Here is a 20991-nt window from a genome sequence, read left to right on the forward strand (position 1 = left end):
CCCACCCGGGGCCCGCCACCAGGCGCCTCCCCGAGAGCGCACCCGTCAGGACCGCCGCCGGCCCGCCCCCGGCCCCCCAGCCGCACCGGCCACCGCCGGACGCGGGCCGCTCGCCCGGTCCGCCCGGCCGCCGCCCACGACCTCCCTGTTCGCTCCAGATCCAGAGAGATTCGCCGTGAACTCTTCGCAGGAATCCGACCTCGACCGTCGGCTCGCCCGGGATCCCATCGCCATCGTCGGCCTCTCCGCGCTCTTCCCCAAGTCCAGCAATCTGCGGGAGTTCTGGTCGAACGTCGTCTCGGCCGCCGACTGCATCGACGACGTGCCCGCCGGCCACTGGGACGTCGACGAGCACTACGACCCGGACCCCACCGTGCCGGACAAGACGTACGCCAAGCGCGGCGGCTTCATCCCCGACACCCCGTTCAACCCGCTGGAGTTCGGGCTGCCGCCCAACACCCTGGAGGTCACCGACGTCCTCCAGCTCCTCAGCCTCGTCGTCACCCGCGACCTGCTCAAGGACGCCGGCGCCGACCAGGCCTGGTACGACAAGGCGCGCACCGGTGTCGTCCTCGGCATCACCGGAGCCAACCAGCTCACCCAGCCGCTCACCGCGCGACTGCAGAGCGGCGTGCTCAAGGAAGTCGTCCAGAGCTGCGGTCTGTCGCAGCGGGACGCCGAGGAGATCGTCAACAAGTTCCGCCTGGCGTACGCCCCTTGGGAGGAGAACTCCTTCCCCGGCATGCTCGGCAACGTCGTCGCTGGCCGCGTCGCCAACCGGTTCGACCTCGGCGGCATCAACATGACCATCGACGCCGCCTGCGCCAGCTCCCTCGGCGCCGTCCGCGCCGCGGTCAGCGAGCTGGTCGAGCGGCGCGCCGACACCATGCTGGTCGGCGGCTGCGACGCCGAGAACACGATCTTCATGTACCTGTGCTTCAGCAAGACGCCGGCGCTGTCGAAGTCCGGGCACATCCGCCCCTTCGACAAGGACGCCGACGGCACCCTGATCGGCGAGGGCATCGGCATGCTCGCGCTGCGCCGCCTCTCGGACGCCGAACGCGACGGCAACAAGATCTACGCCGTGCTGCGCGGCATCGGCACCTCCAGCGACGGCCGCTTCAAGTCCATCTACGCCCCGCGCAAGGAGGGCCAGATGGTCGCCCTGCGCCGCGCGTACGAGGACGCCGACTGCTCCCCGGCGAGCATCGAGCTGTTCGAGGCGCACGGCACCGGCACCGCCGTCGGGGACGCCACCGAACTCAGCGCCCTGTCCGCCGTGGTCTCCGACGCGAGCGACGAGCACCGCTTCGCCGCCCTGGGCAGCATCAAGTCGCAGATCGGGCACACCAAGGCGGCAGCCGGCGCGGCCGGCATGATCAAGCTGTCGCTCGCACTGCACCACAAGGTGCTCCCGCCCACCATCAACGTGGACGAGCCCAATCCCGCCATCGACTTCACGGGCGGTCCCGTCTACGTCAACTCCGAGACCCGGCCATGGATCCGCACCCCGGAGCGGCCCAAGCGCCGTGCCGCACTGTCCTCGTTCGGCTTCGGCGGCACCAACTTCCACGTGGTGCTGGAGGAGTACGGCGACGGTGACGACCTGCGCGTCACCCACCCCGTGGCGACCGTGCACCTGTGGCACGCGCCCGACACCGCGCAGCTCACCGCGGCCCTCGCCGCGGGCACGCCCGCGACCGGCGGTCCGGCTCCCGCCGGCCACGCGCGCATCGCCTTCGTCGCGCGCAGTGCGCAGGAGCTGGACGACCTGCGCACCCTCGCCCTCGGCGAACTGCGCGCCCGCCCCGACGCCGACGACTGGGCGCACCCCAAGGGCGTGTACTTCCGCCGCACCGCCGCGGCCTCCGGCAAGGTCGCCGCGCTGTTCGCCGGGCAGGGCAGCCAGTACGTCAACCCCGGCCGCTCCGCCGTCATGGCGCTGCCTCCGCTGCGCGCCGCCTTCGACGCCGCCAACGGTCACTTCGACGGCGTCGAGCCGCTGTCCCGCATCGCCTTCCCGCCGCCCGTGTTCGACGACGCGGAGCGCGCCGGGCAGGAGACTGCGCTGCGCGCCACCGCCTACGCCCAGCCCGCCATCGGCGCGCTGTCGGCCGGCCAGTTCACGTACCTGACCGAACTCGGCTTCCGCGCCGAGGGCTTCCTCGGCCACAGCTTCGGCGAGCTCACCGCCCTGTGGGCCGCCGGCGCCCTCACCGACGACGCCTTCCACGCGCTCGCACGGGCCCGCGGCAAGGCGATGGCGCCGCCGCAGGACCCCGGCTTCGACGCCGGCGCCATGGCCGCGGTCCCCGCCACCGAGGAGCGCGTCGCCGAACTGCTTGCGCAGCGCACCGACCTGGTCGTCTGCAACCGCAACGCCCCGGACCAGATCGTCGTCGGCGGTCCCACCGAGGAGATCGAGCGCCTGGTCGCCGACGCCACCGCGGCCGGACTGCGCGCCAAGCGGCTGCCGGTCTCCGCCGCCTTCCACACCTCCTTCGTCGGCCACGCCCTGGACGCCTTCCGCGCCGACGTGGAGCGCCACGAGGTGAGCGCGCCCACCGGCACGGTCTACGCCAACACCAGGGGCGCCGCGTACGGCGACGACATCGCCGCCAACCGCACGGTCCTCGCCGAACAGCTCATCAACCCCGTCGACTTCGCCACGCGCGTGGAGGACATGTACGCGGCCGGGCACCGGGTGTTCGTGGAGTTCGGTCCCAGGAGCGTGCTCACCCAGCTCGTCCGGCGCATCCTCGGTGACCGCGAGCACACGGCGATCTCCCTGGACGCCGGCCCCGGTCGCGACGCGGACGTCGCCCTGAAGCAGGCCGTGGCCCAACTGGCCGTCCAGGGACTGCCACTGGCCACCGGCGACCGCTACGTCGAGCCCGTGGCGGAGGAGGTGCCCGCCAAGGGCATGGCGATCCTCCTCAACGGCATCAACTACGTCTCTCCCGAGCGGAAGGCGAAGTACCGGGACGCGATCGACAACGGTTACACGATCGCCGTACCGACCCTGCCCGGCACCAACGGGTCGGCGCCGACGGCGACTTCGGCCGGGACGGGCGGCGGGGCTGCCGCGCCCGCGCCCCCGCCCGCGCCCGAGCCGGCACCTGCTCCCGCTGCCGCCCCGCGCACCGTCGCCGCATCGGCTCCCGCCCCGGCGAGCGCCCGGGTGGCGATCTCCAACGGAGCCCGCCCCGCCGCGAGTTCGAAGCCCGCGACGGCGCCCGTCGCCCAGTCGTCGTCCACCGCCGTGGCCGTACACGAGCCCGGCCCGGTGGCGGCCCCGGCCGACCCGACCCCCGCTCCTGCTTCCACCGTCATGGAGACCCCTCACGTGGACAGTGACCGCCTGGCCGATCTCGTGGCCGACCATCTCGCCCTGCACGACGACTACATGAACAGCCAGCTCCAGAGCGCCCAGCGACTGACCGGTCTGCTGGAACGCGCCGCCGAGCAGGGCCACCTGGGCCAGATCCTGCCCGGCGTCAACGCCGTGAAGGAGCACGGGCTGGACATCGGACGCAGCCACCTGCGCGCCAACGAGGTCCTGCGCGACCTCGCCGGCCTGGAGCTGGGCACGGCGGTCCCGACCGCGGCGCCCGCCCCCGCTCCCGTGCAGCCCGCGCCCCGCACAGAGGCTCAGCCGGCCCTGCCCGCCGCGGCTCCGGCCGCCCTGGCCCCGGCCCTCGCCCCCGCCCCGCAGGCCCTGGCCACCGCACCGGCCCCGGCTCCCGCCCCGCAGCCGGTGACCATCACCGCCCCGACCACCGCCGCACAGCCGCCCGCACCGGCCGCCGAGCCGACCACGCCCGGCGTGGACGCGGCCGGTGTGGAGGCGGCCCTGCTGGAGGTCGTCGGCGCCAAGACCGGTTATCCGACGGACATGCTCGAACTCGACATGGACGTCGAGGCGGATCTGGGTATCGACTCGATCAAGCGGGTCGAGATCATGGGTGTGATGCAGGAGCGGTTCGGTGGCGGCGCCGCCGCCGGTCCGGAGCAGCTGGCCGAGCTGCGCACGTTGCGCGACATCGTCGGCTTCATGGCCAACTCCTCGGCCCCTACGTCCGTTTCCGCCGCCCCCGCGGCGACTGCCGCTCCCGCAGTCGACGCCGCGAGCGTTGAGGCGGCTCTGCTGGAGGTCGTAGGAGCGAAGACGGGCTACCCGGCGGACATGCTCGATCTGGACATGGATGTCGAGGCGGATCTGGGTATCGACTCGATCAAGCGGGTCGAGATCATGGGTGTGATGCAGGAGCGGTTCGGTGGTGGCACCGCCGCCGGTCCGGAGCAGCTGGCCGAACTGCGTACGTTGCGCGACATCGTCGGCTTCATGGCCAACTCCTCGGCTCCCACAGCCGTTTCCGCCGCCCCCGCGGGGACTGCCGCTCCCGCAGTCGACGCCGCGAGCGTTGAGGCGGCTCTGCTGGAGGTCGTAGGAGCGAAGACCGGTTACCCGGCGGACATGCTCGATCTGGACATGGATGTCGAGGCGGATCTGGGTATCGACTCGATCAAGCGGGTCGAGATCATGGGTGTGATGCAGGAGAAGTTCGGCTCCGGCACCGCCGCCGGTCCCGAGCAGCTCGCCGAACTACGCACCCTGCGCCACATCGTCGACTTCATGGCCGGCACCTCGGCCGCCACCGGCACGCAGACCACGACCCCCGCCACCGTCGCGGCCGACGCGCCGAGCCCGGACGAGCAGCCCGGTGGCGGCATCGGCCGCGCGCAGGCCGCGCTCGTCGAACTGCCCACGCCCGACCGGCTGGTGGACGCCTACCCGAACGGCTCCGGCACGCTGATCGTCGACGACGGCTCGGAACTGGCGACCGCGCTCGCGGCCCAGCTGACCGAGACCGGCACGCGGGTGCACGTGCTGCGGCTGCCCGGTGTCGCGCAGCGCATCAGCGGCGTCAAGGACCACGCGCTGTCCGGCTGGGGCGTGACCGAGCTCGCCGAGCAGATGGAACTCGTCCTCGCCGACCGGATCAGCCTGGTCCTCGACCTCTCCGCCGCCCACCAGGACGACTTCACCGCGGGCACGCGCCGCCTCGCGCACACGCTGCTGGTGGCCAAGCACGCGGTCGAGGCGCTGAACACCGCGGCCGACGCGGGCCGCGCCGCCTTCGTCACCGTCACCCGCCTCGACGGCGCCTTCGGCCTCACCGGCGTCGCCGAGCACCTGACGCCGGCCGCGGGCGTGGCGGGCCTGGTCAAGACGCTGGCCGTGGAGGCGCCGCGGCTGTTCTGCCGATCCGTCGACCTGGCCCCCGAGCTCACCGCCGAGACCGGCGCCGCCCTGGTGCTGGCCGAGGCGCAGGACGCGGCCACCGACGCCACGCAGGCCGGCCACGACGGCACCCGCCGCCTCGGACTCGGCCTCGCCGAGCAGCCGCTGCACCCGGCGACGGGAGACGTCCCGGCCCTCACCTCCGAGGACCTGATCGTCGTCACGGGAGGCGGACGCGGCATCACCGCCGACTGCGTCACCGAACTCGCCAGGCGCCACAGGGCCGGCCTGCTCCTGCTCGGCCGCACCCCGCTGGAGGACGAGCCGGCCTGGGCGCAGGGCGTCGAGGACTCCGGTCTGAAGGCCGCGGCCGCCGCCCGGTTGAAGGCGTCCGGCGAGAAGCCCACCCCGAAGCGGGTCGAGCAGCTCTTCCGCGCGGTGACCGGCGCCCGCGAGATCCGGGCCACGCTCACCGAGGTCGCCGCCGCCGGCAGCACCGTCGAGTACCTCGCCGTGGACATCACCGACCCCGCCGCCACGGCCGCCGCGCTCGCCCCGTACAAGGAGCGCGTCACCGGCCTGGTGCACGGCGCCGGTGTCCTGGCCGACCAGCTCATCGCCAACAAGAAGGCCTCCGAGATCGAGCGGGTCTTCGCGCCGAAGCTGGCCGGGCTGCGCACCGTGGCCGACGCGCTCGACGCCGAGAACCTGCGCCACGTGGTGCTGTTCTCCTCGGTCGCCGGGTTCTTCGGCAACCGCGGCCAGTCCGACTACGCGATGGCCAACGAGGTCCTCAACGCCTGGGCCTCCTCCTTCAGGCAGCGCCACCCCGCCGCCCGCGTCACCTCGCTGAACTGGGGCGCCTGGGACAGCGGCATGGTCTCCCCGGAGATCAAGGCGGTCTTCAAGGAGCGCGGCATCGTCCTGATCCCGGTCGGCACCGGGGCCGGGCTGTTCACCGAGCAGTTCGACGCCGAGCGCGCCGGAGACGTGGTGACCGTCCTCGGCCCGACGACCCCCCTGTCGGAGCCCGAGCGTGCGGCCGCCACCGGCCCGGTCACCGTCGAGCGCGGCCTGGACGCCCTGCCCGGCGACCCGATCGTCGCCGACCACGTGATCGGCGAGGCGCCCGTGCTGCCCGCGGTCGTGGCCCTCGGCTGGGCCATCGGCGCGGTCGAGCGCGGCACCGGCACCGAGGTGCGCCAGGTGAGCGACTTCGAGGTCCACAAGGGCATCGTCTTCGACGACACCCGGCCCGAGCAGCTCGCCCTGACCATGACCCCGGCCGGCGACCAGGTTCAGGTCGCCATCCGCTCCACCGACGCCAAGGGCGCCGTACGACCGCACTTCGCGGCCGTGGTCAGCCCCGGAGCCGCACCGGCCCCCGCCACCGTCAGCGGCCTGCCGGCACTCGGCGGCGGACGGGACGCCGACGGCCTCTACACCGACGGCACCCTCTTCCACGGCCCGGCTCTGCGCGGCATACGCCGTCTCCTGGCCGAGGACGAGGCGCGGCTGGTCCTGCAGTGCGAACTGCCCGAACTGCGGCCCGAGGGCGGCGCGTTCGGCGGCTCGGCGTTCGCGCCCGGCACCGCGGACCTGCTGCTCCAGGCGGGCCTGGTCTGGGTCCGGCTGTTCCGCGACAGCGCGTCCCTGCCTCTCGGGCTGGCCCGCGCCGACCTGCACCACCCGTTGCCCGACGGCGCCCCGTTCCTGATCGTCGTCGAGCCCGGCCAGGGCAGCACCTCCACCACCGCGTCACTCACCATCACCGCCTGCGCCCCCGACGGAACGGTGCTCGCCCGGTTCGACGGCGTCCGCGTCGTCTCGGCCCCGCAGCTGGCGGCCAAGTTCATCAGCGGCTGATTCCGCTTCCGTGCGGCCCGGCCGCACAACGACACAGCCAGCGCAAGCGATCGGGTCGGCCCGGACGGTTCCTCACCCTGCCGCCGTCCGGGCCGGCCGCCCGCGAGAAGGGACCCGAGAGCTCTCATGAGCAAGTACGCCATAGTCGGCCTCTCCTGCCTGTTCCCGGGCGCGGAGACGCCCGCCGAGTTCTGGCACAACCTCCGCTCCGGCGCCGACAGCCGCCGGGAGGGAGGCGAGGAGGTCTTCGGCCAGACGCCCGAGCCCCGCGACATCGACCCTCAGCACGAGATCTACTGCCGCCGCGGCGGCTTCATCACCGACTTCGCCTTCGCCCCCGACGGCTATCTCCTCGACGCAGCGCACCTCGCGGGACTTGACCGGATCTTCCACTGGTCCCTGCATGTGGCCAAGGAGGTCCTGCGCGACAGCGGACACGCGGAACGCCCCGACATCCTGGCCCGCACCGGCCTGATCCTGGGCAACTACTCCTTCCCGACACCCACTTCGGCCGAGGTCAGCGTGCCCCTGGTGCAGGAGGCCGTACTGGAAGGACTGCGCCGGGCCGGACACCCGCCGCTCGGCGCGCTCGCGCACGCCGGTGACCGTGTCGACCCCGCCCGCCTGAACGCCGAGGACCTGCGGGTCAGCGGCTCCCCGGCCGGCGTCACCGCCGCCGCCCTCGGCCTCGGCGGCCCCCGCTACGCGCTCGACGCGGCCTGCTCCTCCGCCCTGTACGCGCTGAAGCTGGCCTGCGACCACCTCGCCGCCGGACAGGCCGACATGGTCCTGGCCGGCGGTGTCTGCGCCCCCGACCCCACCCTCATCCACCTGTCCTTCGGCGACCTGGGCGCCTACCCGCGCGACGGCTTCAGCCAGCCCTTCGACGCCCGCTCCGGCGGCATCCTCACCGGCCAGGGCGCCGGTATGGTCGCCGTCAAGCGCCTCGCGGACGCCCTGCGGGACGGCGACCGCATCCACGCCGTCGTCGACGGCATCGGGCTGACCAACGACGGCAGCGGCCGCCACCTCCTCGTCCCGCAGGGCCAGGGCCAGCTCGGCTCCTACCGACTCGCCTACGAGCAGGCCGGCATCGCCCCCACGGACATCGACTACCTGGAGTGCCACGCCACCGGCACCCCCATCGGGGACGCCACCGAGGCGCAGTCGGTCGCCGACTTCTTCGGCGCGGCCGGCCGCGTCCCGCTGATCGGCTCGGTCAAGGGCAATATCGGCCACCTGCTCACCGTCGCCGGCCTCAGCAGCATGCTCAAGGTCATCCTGGCCATGGGCCACGGCCACATCCCGCCGACGACCGGCATCGAGCGGCCCGTCAGCTCCAAGGACGGCAAGGTCGGCGAGGACGCGCTCGTCCGCAGCGGCCGCGACTGGCCCGAGGACAACGGGCCGCGCCGCGCTGCGGTCTCCGCCTTCGGCTTCGGCGGCACCAACGCCCACGTCGTGCTGTCCGCCCCCGATGCCGCCACGGCCGTGGAACCGGCCGACGAGACGCCCGTACCGGCCCTCGACATCGCCGGACTCGGCGCCCACTTCGGCTCCTTCGACTCCCTCGACGCCTACGAGCGCGCCGTGCACGAAGGCCGGAACGCGCTGATCCCACTGCCCGCCCGGCGCTGGCGCGGCCTTGACCAGACCCGCGGCGGCTCCCTGGACCACGGCGCCGGCGTCTCGCCCGACGCCCTGCCGCACGGCGCCTTCGTCGACGGCCTGGGCATCGACCCGATGGACCTGAAGATCCCGCCCGCCGACCTGCGCACCTACAACCTCCAGCACGCCCTCGCCATCAAGGTCGCCGACGAGGCCCTGCACGACGCCGGTTACAGCCGCGCCGTGCCCAAGGGCGAGAGCGCCCCGAAGGCCCGCCGTATCGCCGTCGTCGTCGGCATGGAGACCGAGCCCACCACGCATCTCAGGATCACCCGCTACGGCCTCGGGGCCTTCGTACGCGGGGAGTTCGCGCGCGCCGGCATCCCCGTCGACGAGGAGGAGCTGGCCCGGCTGACGGCCGCCGGCCGGGACGCGGTGGTCGATCCGATCGTCGCCAACGAGGTGCTCAGCTACATCGGTAACGTCATGGCCAGCCGCATCTCGTCGTTGTGGAACCTGACCGGCCCCTCCTTCACCGTCTCCTCCGACGGCTCCGCCACCGCCGAGGCCCTCCAGGTCGCCCGGCTGCTGCTGCTCGACCCGGGCATCGAGGCCGTCCTGGTGGGCGCCGTCGACCTGGCCGGCTCCGCCGAGAACCTGCTGCTGCGGCCCGACGTGGTCGCCGAGGCCGGACTCACGTTCGGCGAGAACAGCCGCGGACGGCGCATCGGCGAAGGCGCCGGCGCGATCGTCGTCACCCGGCCCGGCGAGGCCGCCGCGCCGGTGTACGCGCGCCTCGACGCGGTTGCCATCCGGCACGCCGCGCCCATGGACGGACGGGTCCCCGAGGCCGACGCCGACACCTACGCGGCCGCTGCCGAGGCCGCGTTGACCACGGCCGGCATCACCGCCGAGGACGTCGGCTACGTCGAGGCCCACGCGGGTGGCACCCTCGCCGAGGACCGCGCGGAGATCGCCGGGCTCGCCAAGGTGTACCCGTCGACCGCCGAGCCGAAGGGCCCGGCGGGCCGCACCGGCCGTGTCGCGCTCGGCAGCGCCAAGGCCCAGATCGGCGACGCCGGTTGTGCCGCGACCATGGCCGGGCTGATCCGGACCGTGCTCTGCCTGCACCACGGCTACCTGCCCGGCACCAGCGGCTGGAGCCGCCCGGACGCCGAACTCGCCGACGTCTTCGCCTCGTCCGCGCTGTACGTGCCGGAGGCCTCCCGCCCCTGGCTGCGCCGCACCGCGGGCTCGCGGCGGCACGCCGCCGTCGGCTTCATCGGCGCCTCCGGCACCCACGGCCACCTCGTGCTGTCCGCCGAGGCGACCCGCGGCACGCTCGCGGCCGGCGACTGGCAGCGGGCCGGCGGCCCCGTCGTGCTGCCGCTGTCCGCGGACTCCTTCGACGGCCTGCTCACCGCGATCGAGGCGCACCGCGACCTGCTCGCGGGGGACGCCGCCCCGTACGCACTCGCCCGCGAGGCGGCGCGGCAGCTGCCCGGCCGCACCCTGCGGGCCGTGCTCGTCGGCCGCAACCGCGCCGAGCTGCGGGCCCAACTCGACCTCGCCGCACGGGACCTGCCCGCCGTGCACGCCGCGGGCGGCGAGTGGACCACCCCGGCCGGAAGCTGCTTCACCGCACGCCCGATCGGACCCGAGGGCAAGGTCGCGCTCGTCTACCCGGGCGCCTTCAACTCCTACCCCGGGCTCGGCCAGGACCTCTTCCGCGCCTTCCCCGGACTTTTGGAGCGCTTCGAGGCGCAGGCGGACGCTCCGGAGCGCCACCTGCGCGCCGCGGAGCTGTATCCGCGGGCCCAAGTAGCTCTTGGACGACGGGAGTTGATGGGTCTGGAGGCGGGGCTCGGCGAGGACATCCCGTTCATGCTCGCCACCGGCAGCAGCTTCGCCATCCTCTACACCGACCTCGTCCGAGAAGTCCTCGGCATCACCGCGCACGGCGGATTCGGCTACAGCCTGGGTGAGTCGAGCATGCTGTTCGCCACCGGCGGCTGGCGGCCGGAGGGCCGCGACGACGCCCTGATCAGCAACACGCCCATCTTCAAGGACCGGCTGTGCGGTCCGCGCCGTACGGTCCGCGAGGCCTGGCGACTGCCCGATGCCACACCGGACTCCGCGGTGTGGGCCAGCCATGTGCTGCTCACCGACGCGGAGTCGGTGCGGGCCGTGCTGCCCCGCTACGACCGCGTCCACCTCACCCACGTCAACACCCCGGCCGAACTGGTCATCGCGGGTGACCCGGCCCAGTGCCGCGCCCTGATCGAGGAACTCGGCTGCCCCGCGGCCCGTTCGCCCGTCAACGCCGTCATGCACTGCCCGGTCGTGGACGCCGAGTCCGACGGCCTGGCCGGCCTGAACGACTACCCGACCGGCTCCTTCGGCGACCTCCAGCTGCTCAGCGCCTACGACTACGAGCCGCTGCCCGCCCTGGACCGGGGGGAGATCGCCCGGCGCATCGCGCACACCCTGCGTTCCCCGATCGACTTCCCGCGCCTGGTGCGCGGCGCCTACGAGCGCGGCTTCCGCTACTTCCTGGAGGTCGGCCCGAGCGCCACCTGCTCCCGTTGGGTCCGCGAGACCCTCGGCGACGCGGCGCACGTCGCCGCGCCGGTCGACCGACGGGGCGTCGCCGCCACGAAGTCCATCGCCCAACTCGCCGCCAGACTCACCGCCCACGGCGTCGACGTCGACCTGTCCCTGCTGCTGGAGCCGGGCGCCGCACGCGTCCCGGCCCGCCCTGAACGCCCCACCCGCTTCCGCGTGGGCGGCGCGGACCCGGCACCGGCCCGCATCGCCCGCGAACTCGCCACGGTGGCCGGGACGACGACTCCTTCGGCCACCGCCGAGGCGACGACACCGGTGGTGACCGCCGATCCGAACGGCACCTCTTCACCGGCCGCCGCGCACACGCATCGGGTCACCACCACATCCACCACGGCGTCCCCCTCGGCCGGAAACCGGCCCGCTTCGGGCGCCGTACCGGGCGCCGGTTCCGCGGCCGCCGCGTCGCTCCAGTCGGCGCCCCGACCCGCCGCGCCGGCTCCCGCCTCGCATCCGGCAACGACCGCACCCGCCCCGGCGTCCCCCTCGGCCGGAATCCCGCCCGCTTCGGACGCCGTACCGGGCGCCGGCTCCGCGGCCGCGGCGTCGCTCCAGTCGGCGCCCCGACCCGCCGCGCCGGCTCCCGCCTCGCATCCGGCAACGACCGCACCCGCCCCGGCGTCCCCCTCGGCCGGAAACCGGCCCGCTTCGGGCGCCGTACCGGGCGCCGGTTCCGCGGCCGCGGCGTCGCTGCCGTCGGCCTCCGTGCCCGCCCCGCACCCCGTCGCCGCCCCGTCGGCGCCCGAACCCGTCCCGTCCGTACCGCCGGAGGACTCAGCTCTCATGCCCGCAGACCCGACCCTCGCCGACGCCGAGGTCATCACCTTCGACGGCACCCCGATCTCGTACCTGCCCTGGGCGCCGCACCGGCCGCAGGACACGTCCCCGGCCGTGGTGCCGCCCGCTCCGGCCGCGGCCCCGCTCCGGCCGCGGCCCGCCGCCGCCGGGCCCACCGGACAGCAGGACGGCCACATGCCCGCCGCCGTGGCCGCCGACCTCGTACGGGAGATGCGCCGCCAGATGGTCGCCACCCACTCGGTGGTGATGGAGACCCAGCACGTCCTGCAGTCGGCCGCGCTCAGCCGTATGGAGGGGTTGCTGGAGGGCGCCCCGCAGCCGACTGCCGGCACGCGGCCGGCCGCCGAGACCACCGTCCACGCGGAGCGCGTCGCCCCGCAGCCCGTCCTGCCCGCCGCGCCGGTCGCCCCGGCCCTGCCAACAGCCGCCCCCAGTACGCCGGTTGCCCCAGCCGCCGACTCCGCGAACCCGAGCGGCAAGGACGTCAAGGAAGGCGTCATCTGGGACGAGGCCGACCTCCTGGAGTTCGCCGTCGGCTCCGTCGCCAAGGTCTTCGGACCGGAGTTCGGCGTCATCGACGGCTACGCCAAGCGCGTCCGGCTGCCCGCACCGCCGTACCACTTCGTCACCCGCGTCACCGCGATCGACGGCACGACGCACGAGTTCAAGCCCGCCACCATCACCACGGAGTACGACGTCCCCGAGGACGCCTGGTACGCCGTCGACGGCGGTGTCCCGCCGGCCGTCACCGTCGAGGCCGGCCAGTGCGACCTGCTGCTGGTCAGCTACCTCGGCATCGACTTCCGCAACAAGGGCGAGCGCGTCTACCGCCTCCTCGACAGCACCCTGATCTTCCGCGGCAACCTGCCCCAGGTCGGGCAGACCCTGCGCTACGACATCTCCATCGACCGCTTCGTGCACCAGGGCGACACCACGCTCTTCTTCTTCAGCTACAAGTGCTACGCCGACGGCGAGCTGATCCTCGAACTGCACGACGCCTGCGCCGGGTTCTTCAGCCGCCAGGAGCTCGAAACGCCGCTCGGCGTGGTGATGACCGAGAAGGAGAAGGCCGCCCGCGCCCAGCTGCCCCGCGGCTACTTCAAGCCGCTGGCGTACACCGAGAAGAACCACCTCACCCGCGAGGACCTCGACCTGCTCGCCCAGGGACGCCACGGTGACGTCTTCGGCCCCGACCACGCCCAGGACCCGGGCGTCAACCCGGCGCTGCGCCTGCCGGACGAGAAGCTGCGGATGGTCGACGACGTCGTCATCGACCGCAAGGGCGGCCCGCGCGGCCTCGGCACGCTCAGCGCCATCAAGAAACTGACCCCCGACGCCTGGTACTTCACCTGCCACTTCCCGGACGACCACGTGCTGGCCGGCTCACTGGTCGCCGAGGGCGCCGTCCAGCTGCTGCAGATATACCTGCTGCACCAGGGCATGCACCTCACCCTCCCCGACGCCCGCTTCCAGTGCGTCACGGACACCCCGATCGAGGTTCAGGTCCGGGGCCAGATCACCCAGGCCCACGAGGAGATCCGCTACGAGGTCGAGGTCATGGAGCTCACGCTCCTGCCACGCGCCACGGTCATCGCCGACGTCCTGATCTACCTCGGGGACAAGCCCGTCATCCGGATGAAGAACCTCGGCCTCCAGGTGCGCGAGAAGGAGGGCTCGCCCTACCGCCCCGAGGCCGGCGGCGTCCCGCAGTTCCTCGGCCGCCGCAACCGCGACGGCGAGGCGGCGATGATCAACGAGATGCACCTCGCGCACGCCGCCAAGGGCCTGCTCGACGTCGCGATGGGCCCGGAGTTCGAGGTCTACCGCGACAGCCGCGCCCCCTACATCCCCAACGGCGACTTCCAGTTCGTCGACCGCGTGATGTCGCTGAAGGGAACCCGCGGCGACCTGTCGCCCGGCTCGGAGATGGTCACCGAGTACGACTCCCCGGGCGACGCCTGGTACTACGAGCAGAACTCCCACCCGCACATGCCCAACGCCGTCCACATGGAGTCCTCCCTCCAGGCGGCGATCTTCCTCGGCTACTACCTCGGCGCCACGCTGAAGAACACCGACGAGCAGTACGCCATCCGCAACCTCGACGGCCGCGCCACCCTGGTCAAGGACATCGACCTGCGCGGCAAGACCGTCCGCCACCACTCCAAGCTGCTGATGACGAGCGCCGTCCACGGCGCGGTCCTGCAGAACTTCAGCTACGAACTCTCCGCCGACGGCGAGGTCTTCTACACCGGCGAGTCCCTCTTCGGCTACTTCAGCGGCGCGGCCCTCGCCAACCAGGTGGGCCTCGACAACGGCCAGTACGTGGCCCCCTGGCTCGAGACCGAGAAGCCCGACGCCGCCCGCGTGCGCCGGATCGAACTCCCCGAGGGCGCACCGGCGTTCACCGACCCGAGCGGCGGCCGACTGCACCTGCCCGGCCAGAAGTTCGCCCTCGTGGACCGCGTCGACCTGGTCGCCGACGGCGGCCGGCACGGCCGGGGCCATCTGCACGGCCACCGGGCCATCCGCCCCGACGAGTGGTACTTCGACTGCCACTTCCACCGCGACCCGGTGATGCCCGGCTCGCTCGGCGTCGAGGCGGTCCTGCAGGCCATGAGGCTGTTCGTGCTCGAAGAGAACCTCGCCGACGGCATGCGCAACCCGCACTTCGCGATGGCCACCGACGTGGAGATGTCCTGGAAGTACCGCGGCCAGATCCTGCGCCACGACAAGGAGCTCTTCTTCGACGTGCACGTCAAGGAGGTCCGCCGCGAGGACGGCCGGCTGCTGGTCATCGGCGACGCCGACCTGTGGAAGCCGGGCCTGCGCATCTACGAACTGACCGACGTGGCCATCGAGGTCCGTTCCGCCGAGGCGTGACGCCAGGGGCCTGGGACGGAAGTCCCGCCTGCCCACGGGCGGACGACGGGACTTTTGCCCCAGGCCCTGCCCCGACCCGCCGCCCAGCCAAGGAGCTTCGTTTCACCATGGACATCCGCGACACCCCTCTCCGCTGGTACGGAGACCGGTACCCGAACACGGACCCGGCCGGGATCTACCAGGCCCTGGCCGACCTGGACCAGCCCTGTTTCGTCGTCCTCACCCCCGAGGGCATCGGCGCCGCCTCCGGCGGCTTCGCCACCGCCCAGGGTGACGGCCTGCCGCTGCTCGCCGCCGCCCAGCCGCTGCCGCCCGAACGCCTCGGCTCGGCCGCCTTCCGCGCCGCGCACGGCGTCGCCCAGCCCTACATGGCCGGCGCCATGGCCGGCGGCATCGCCTCCGCCGAGCTGGTCGTCTCCCTCGCCCGGGAGGGCTTCCTCGCCTCCTTCGGCGCGGCCGGACTGCTGCCCGAGACCATCGAGCGCTCCCTGGCCCGGTTCGCCGCCGAGATCCCCGGACTGCCGTACGCGGTCAACCTGATCCACAGCCCCAGCGAGGACCGGCTGGAGCGGGAGGCCGTCGAGCTGTTCCTGCGGCACGGCGTGCGCTGCGTGGAGGCCTCCGCCTACCTGGACCTCACCCCGCACGTGGTGCGCTACCGGCTGGCCGGGCTGCGCCGGGACGCCGACGGCCGGGTGGTCGCCGACAACCGGCTGATCGCCAAGGTGTCCCGGACCGAGACCGCCGAGCGCTTCATGCGCCCGGCCCCGGCCCCGCTGGTCAGCGCCCTGCTGGAGCGCGGCGTGATCACCTCCGAGCAGGCCGCGCTCGCCCACCACCTGCCGCTGGCCGACGACATCACGGTCGAGGCGGACTCCGGCGGTCACACCGACCGGCGCCCGCTGCCCGCCCTGCTGCCGTCCATCCTGCGGTTGCGGGACAGCGTGCAGCGCGAGTTCCGCTACGCCGTCCCGGTCCGGGTCGGCGTCGGCGGCGGCCTCGGCACACCGGTCGCGGTCGCGGCGGCGTTCGCGATGGGCGCCGCCTATGTGGTCACCGGCTCCGTCAACCAGTCCTGCCTGGAGTCCGGCGCGTCCGCCAAGTCCAAGGCGATGCTCGCCGAGGCCGGCATCGCGGACTGCGAGATGGCCCCGGCCGCCGACATGTTCGAGATGGGCGTCGAACTCCAGGTGCTGAAGAAGGGCACGCTCTTTCCGATGCGCGCCAAGCGCCTGTACGAGCTCTACCAGAGCTGCGACGGCCTGGAGTCGATCCCGCCCGCCGACCGCGCCCGCCTGGAGCAGCAGATCTTCCGCCGCTCCCTGGAGGACGTCTGGCAGGAGTGCGTCACCTACTTCACCCGCCGCGACCCCGAGCAGCTCGCCCGTGCCCAGGGCAGCCCCAAGCGCCGTATGGCGCTGGTCTTCCGCTGGTACCTGGGCATGTCCTCGCGCTGGGCGGTCACCGGCGACGAGGGCCGCACGATGGACTACCAGGTCTGGTGCGGCCCGGCGATGGGCAGCTTCAACGACTGGGTGACCGGCAGCTACCTCAAGACGCCGGGCAACCGCCGGGTCGCGGACGTCGCCCACCACCTGATGCGCGGCGCCGCCTTCCACACCCGTCTCGCCCAGCTGCGCACCGCCGGCGTCCACATCCCGGCGACCGCCGCCGACTACCGTCCGGTGCCGCTGGAGAGCCCGGCGCACGGTCCCACGGTGGCCCTGTGATGAGCGCGCTGACCCCCGGGGAACTGGAGCAGCGGCTCGGCGACCCCACCGACGACACCAACCCCTACGGTTTCGCCGCCGCCGTCGCCCGCGACGAACAGGACGCCTTCCCCGACGAGTTGTGCGCGGAGCTGGTGCGGTGCGGCTTCCACCTCAACTACCTTCCCGCCGAGTGGGGCGGCACCTTCGAGTCCTTCGACCGCAGCCTCACCCTGGTCCGCTCAGCCGCCCGCCGGGACGTCAACATCATGCCCGGCACGATGTTCAGCATCATCGCCGCGACCTGCCTCCAGGTGCACGGCAGCCTCGAGCAGCAGCTGCGGGCCGCGGAGATCCTGCGCGCGGGCGGCGCCGTCGCCTTCGCCCTCACCGAGGCCGACCACGGCAGCGACCTGCTCACCAACGAGGTGCGGCTGAGCCCCGACGGCGTGCTCAGCGGCGAGAAGTGGATGGTCGGCCTCGGCCTGCGCGCCGAGGCGGTCTACGTCGTCGCCCGCACCGGCGAACGCGGTCCCGGCGCCTTCTCCGCGGTCCTCCTGGAGACCGCCGGCATCCCGCGGGGGCAGCTGGAGCGGGTCCCCGCCCCGGCCACCGGAGGCATGCGCGGCATCGACCTCGCCACCCTCCGCTTCCACGACACCCCGGTGCCGGACGGGGCCATGGTCGGCAAGCAGGGCACGGGACTCGAGGCCGCCGTCAAGGCCCAGCAGGCGGTCCGCCTGATGAGCATGGCCGGCAGCCTGGGCATCGCCGACACCGCCGTACGCCTGGCACTCGACTTCGCCGCCGACCGCCGTGTCGGCCGCACCGCACTCACCGAATCGCCCTGGCCGCGGCGGGAGTTGTCCGTGGCCGCGGCGGCGCTGCTGGCCGCCGACGCGGTGGCGCTCAGCGCGGCCCGCGGCGTGCACGTGGTGCCGCAGGCGTTCAGCGTCTGGGCGCTGTCCGCCAAGCACGTGGTCGCCGAGGCCACCGACGAGCTGATCCGGCGCTGCGGCACGGTGCTGGCCACCCGCTCGGTGCTGCGCGAGGGTGAACGGGGCGCCGCACTGTTCCAGAAGCTCCAGCGCGACTCGGCCGTGGTCCGCGTCATCGACGCCAGCGCCCTCGCCAACCTCCGGTCCTTCGCAGGCCAGTTGCCCACCCTCACCGACGGCAAGGCCGAAGCGGACCCGGCCGCGGTAGAGGCCGTCTTCACGCTGGACGCCGACCTGCCACCGTACGAGCCCACCAGGCTCGACATGTTCGCCCGTGGCTCGGACCCCATCCTCGCGGGCCTGCCGCAGACCGCCGCCGACATCGCCGCCGAGCTGGGCGAAGTGGGCCTGCTGGCCGAGCAGTTGGGGCACGCGGTGGCCGGGCTCGGCGAGCAGGTCAAGGCCGCGCAGCAGCGGGGCGCCGACCCCAACGCCCTGGTGGACGCCGCCGAGCGGTACGCGTGGCTGCACGCCGCCGCCTGCTGCCTGCACCTGTGGCACGCCAACCGCGGCCGGTCCCTGTACGGCGCCGAGCCCGGTGCCACGGGCTGGCTCGGCGCCACCCTGGCCTACCTCCTCGCCCGCGCCGACGGCGTGGACCCGCGCCGGCACGCGGACCTGCTGACTCCCGCCCTCGACGCCGTCCTCCAACTGCGCGACGGGGAGCGGCTGTTCACCGCCCTGCCCGTACGGCTGGCCACCACCCGATAGGAGCTGAAACGATGTCCAAGTCCGACGTCACCGTGCTGGCCGCGTGGCTGGAGGAGTACCTCGGCGACCCGCACGACGAGGGCAGCCGGATGCCCTTCACCCAGATCCTCGACCACGACGTGCGCGGCGAGTACCCGTACCAGTTCGTCGCCCTGCTGCGCCGCTGGGGCCTGCATCTGCACTGCCTGCCCGACACGGACGGCGGCATGGCCGGCAACGTGGAGACCGGCATGGGCCTGATGCGGCTGGTCGCCCGCCGCGACCCGTCCACCGCCGTCGGCCTGGCCCTCAACAGCCTCGGCTTCATGCCCGCGTGGATCCTGGGCACCCCGGAGCAGAACAGCGCGCTGGTCGCCGACATGAAGCGTGGCAGCTCGGTGGCCTGGGGCCTGTCCGAGCGGGTCCACGGCAGCGACCTGGTCGCCAACGAGGTGCTCGCCGAGAAGACAGAGGGCGGCTGGCTGCTGACCGGTGAGAAGTGGCCGATCGGCAACGCCACCGTCGCCGACAAGGTGGTCGTCTTCGCCCGCACCGGCAAGCGGCCCGGCCCCGCCGCGTACTCGCTGTTCGTCCTCGACAAGTGGCGGGCCGAGCCCGGTACCGTCGACGACCTGCCCTTCGAGGACCTCTACGGCACCCGCGCCCTCGACCTCAGCGGTGTGCGCATGCAGCGGGCGTACGTCCCGGACTCGGCGATGATCGGCCGTGAGGGCCAGGGCCTGGAGATCGCCCTCAAGACCAGCCAGACCGCGCGTGTGGTGCTGATGCACCTGGCGCTGTCGGCCGCCGACACCAGCCTGCGTCTCGCCCTGGACTTCGCCGAGCGCCGGGTGCTGTTCGGCGACCGGATCAGCGATGTCCCTTACACGCGGCGGCAGTTGGCGGAGGCGTTCGCCGACCTGATGGTCGCCGACGCGATGGTCCTGGGCGCCGCCCGCGCCCTGCAGGCGGCGCCGGAACAGATCAGCGTCTGGTCGTCGGTGGTCAAGTACCAGGTGCCGACGCTGCTGCAGAAGACGCTGTCCCAGCTGACCGTGGTCCTCGGCGCACGCACCTTCCTGCGCGACCACCCGCACTACGGCATGCACCAGAAGATGGTCCGCGACATCCTGATCACCGACATCGCCGACGGCAACACCGTGGTCAACCTGCGCAACCTCGGCCACCAGCTCGCCGGCCTGCTGGAGAAGGCCACCGAGGCCGACGACAGTGTGCGCCAGCAGGCCGCCGAGCGCGCCGCCACCCTCTTCGGCATGAACCGGGAACTGCCCGTCTACGAGCCGGTCAAGCAGGAGCTGTTCAGCCGGGGCGGTGACGACGCAGTGCTGGCCGCGCCCGACGGCATACGCCGGCTGCGCGACCTCGCCGGCACCGCGGAGGGCACCGAGGCCGACCGGCTGCGCCGCGCCGCCGACCTCGCCGAGGAGCTCGTCGGCCGCACCGGCTCGCTGCGTGAGCGTGCCGCAGCGCTGAAGGCGGCACTGGGCAAGGGCTACCCGCAGTCGCCGGAACTGTTCGAACTGGCCAAGGAGTACTGCCTGGTGCACGCGGCCGCCGCCTGTGTGCTCACCTACGTCCACTCGCGCGAGGCCATGGACGCCCCGCTGCCCAGCGCCTCCCTGCTGCTGCTCCAGCTGGAGCGGGTGCGCCGCCAGCTGTTCCCGCACGAGCCGGTCACCTCCCAGGCGGTCGTCGACGAGGTCATGGAGGTCCTGCGCCACTTCCACCAGGACAACCGCCTGTTCTCCTACTGGCAGTTCCCGCTCGCCAAGCGGGTCACCGACGAGTCCGCCGCCACCCTCTGAGCCAGGGGAGTCCCGTATGAACGGCAGCGCTCCCGCGTTCCTCTGGCTGCTGCCCGAAGCGGCCGTGAGCGGCTTCGCCGCCGCACTCGGCGGCACCCGGCTGCTGACGCCCGCGGAACGCGACGCACACGACCGGCGCCTGACCCAGGGCGCCCGGCGCCGCTACCTCGGCGCGCGCCTGCTGTGCCGCTACGCGCTCTCGGCGCGCACCGGCCGCCCCGTGGACCGCTGGCGCTTCACACGCGGAGTCCACGGCCGGCCGGAGCCCGAACCGGCCGGTACCGGCGTCCGGTTCAACCTCTCGCACGACGACGGCCTCATCGCCTGCGTCGTCACCGAAGGAGGCGGCTGCGGGGTCGACGTCGCCCCCGCCGCGGCCTCCGGCGAACTGCTCGCCCACCTCGGGCGGCGGCTCGGCCCCGAAGAGCGGGCACAGCTCGCCGCGTCGGCGCACGGCGCACGCGCCGACCTGGCCGGCGAGCTGTGGGTGCTGAAGGAGGCGTACCTGAAGGCGCTGGGAACCGGGCTCACCCGGGGCCTGGGCAGCTTCACCGTCGTCCGCGGTCCGGACAGCCGCATCGCCGTACGAGACCCGCAGCAGCCGGGCGCGGACGCCCGCTGGTTCTTCGACCTGATCCGCCCCGGTCCCCGGCACGTCCTAGCGGTCGCCACCGAACACGGCCGGCCGGGAGCCCTGCGCCGCATCGACCTGTCCGACCTCACCGCTCCGACCACCGCATGAAGGACAT

6 protein-coding genes are annotated in these 20991 nt (G+C 73.4%); all 6 read left to right on the forward strand.

The features are described from left to right. Window positions 1–175: 175 nt before the first annotated feature. The 6 genes from ACGFYN_RS30245 (at window position 176) to ACGFYN_RS30270 (ending at window position 20984) form a co-directional block, all read left to right on the forward strand. Window positions 176–7111 carry an SDR family NAD(P)-dependent oxidoreductase gene (locus ACGFYN_RS30245; RefSeq protein WP_393869064.1) on the forward strand — a complete coding sequence of 2312 codons (6936 nt, stop codon included), beginning with the start codon at window positions 176–178 and terminating at the stop codon, window positions 7109–7111. Between the two features lie 126 nt (window positions 7112–7237). Then, window positions 7238–15019 (forward strand): beta-ketoacyl synthase N-terminal-like domain-containing protein, encoded by a 7782-nt coding sequence (locus ACGFYN_RS30250; protein ID WP_393869065.1) that lies wholly within the window; start codon window positions 7238–7240, stop codon window positions 15017–15019. Between the two features lie 107 nt (window positions 15020–15126). Further along, on the forward strand, window positions 15127–16749 hold the full coding sequence (locus ACGFYN_RS30255; RefSeq protein ID WP_393869066.1) for a PfaD family polyunsaturated fatty acid/polyketide biosynthesis protein: 1623 nt from the start codon (window positions 15127–15129) through the stop codon (window positions 16747–16749). Beyond that, window positions 16749–18437: an acyl-CoA dehydrogenase family protein gene (locus tag ACGFYN_RS30260; protein WP_393869067.1), complete on the forward strand. Its 1689-nt coding sequence runs from the start codon at window positions 16749–16751 to the stop codon at window positions 18435–18437. The genes ACGFYN_RS30255 and ACGFYN_RS30260 overlap by 1 nt, the downstream gene beginning before the upstream one ends. 11 nt (window positions 18438–18448) lie before the next feature. Next, window positions 18449–20242: an acyl-CoA dehydrogenase family protein gene (locus ACGFYN_RS30265; RefSeq protein ID WP_393869068.1), complete on the forward strand. Its 1794-nt coding sequence runs from the start codon at window positions 18449–18451 to the stop codon at window positions 20240–20242. Window positions 20243–20258: 16 nt separating this feature from the next. After that, a complete protein-coding gene (locus tag ACGFYN_RS30270) occupies window positions 20259–20984 on the forward strand; it encodes a 4'-phosphopantetheinyl transferase family protein (protein WP_393869069.1) in 726 nt (241 codons plus the stop codon). Window positions 20985–20991: the final 7 nt, after the last annotated feature.

Origin of the sequence: Streptomyces sp. NPDC048419 (assembly GCF_043200415.1) — a bacterium.
In the GTDB taxonomy this organism is placed as follows: Bacteria; Actinomycetota; Actinomycetes; order Streptomycetales; family Streptomycetaceae; genus Streptomyces.

Bases quoted from the DNA above. Each gene is read 5' to 3' on its own strand.
- ACGFYN_RS30250 (WP_393869065.1), top strand. From the start codon at position 7,238: ATGAGCAAGTACGCCATAGTCGGCCTCTCCTGCCTGTTCCCGGGCGCG.
- ACGFYN_RS30255 (WP_393869066.1), top strand. From the start codon at position 15,127: ATGGACATCCGCGACACCCCTCTCCGCTGGTACGGAGACCGGTACCCG.
- ACGFYN_RS30260 (WP_393869067.1), top strand. From the start codon at position 16,749: ATGAGCGCGCTGACCCCCGGGGAACTGGAGCAGCGGCTCGGCGACCCC.
- ACGFYN_RS30265 (WP_393869068.1), top strand. From the start codon at position 18,449: ATGTCCAAGTCCGACGTCACCGTGCTGGCCGCGTGGCTGGAGGAGTAC.
- ACGFYN_RS30270 (WP_393869069.1), top strand. From the start codon at position 20,259: ATGAACGGCAGCGCTCCCGCGTTCCTCTGGCTGCTGCCCGAAGCGGCC.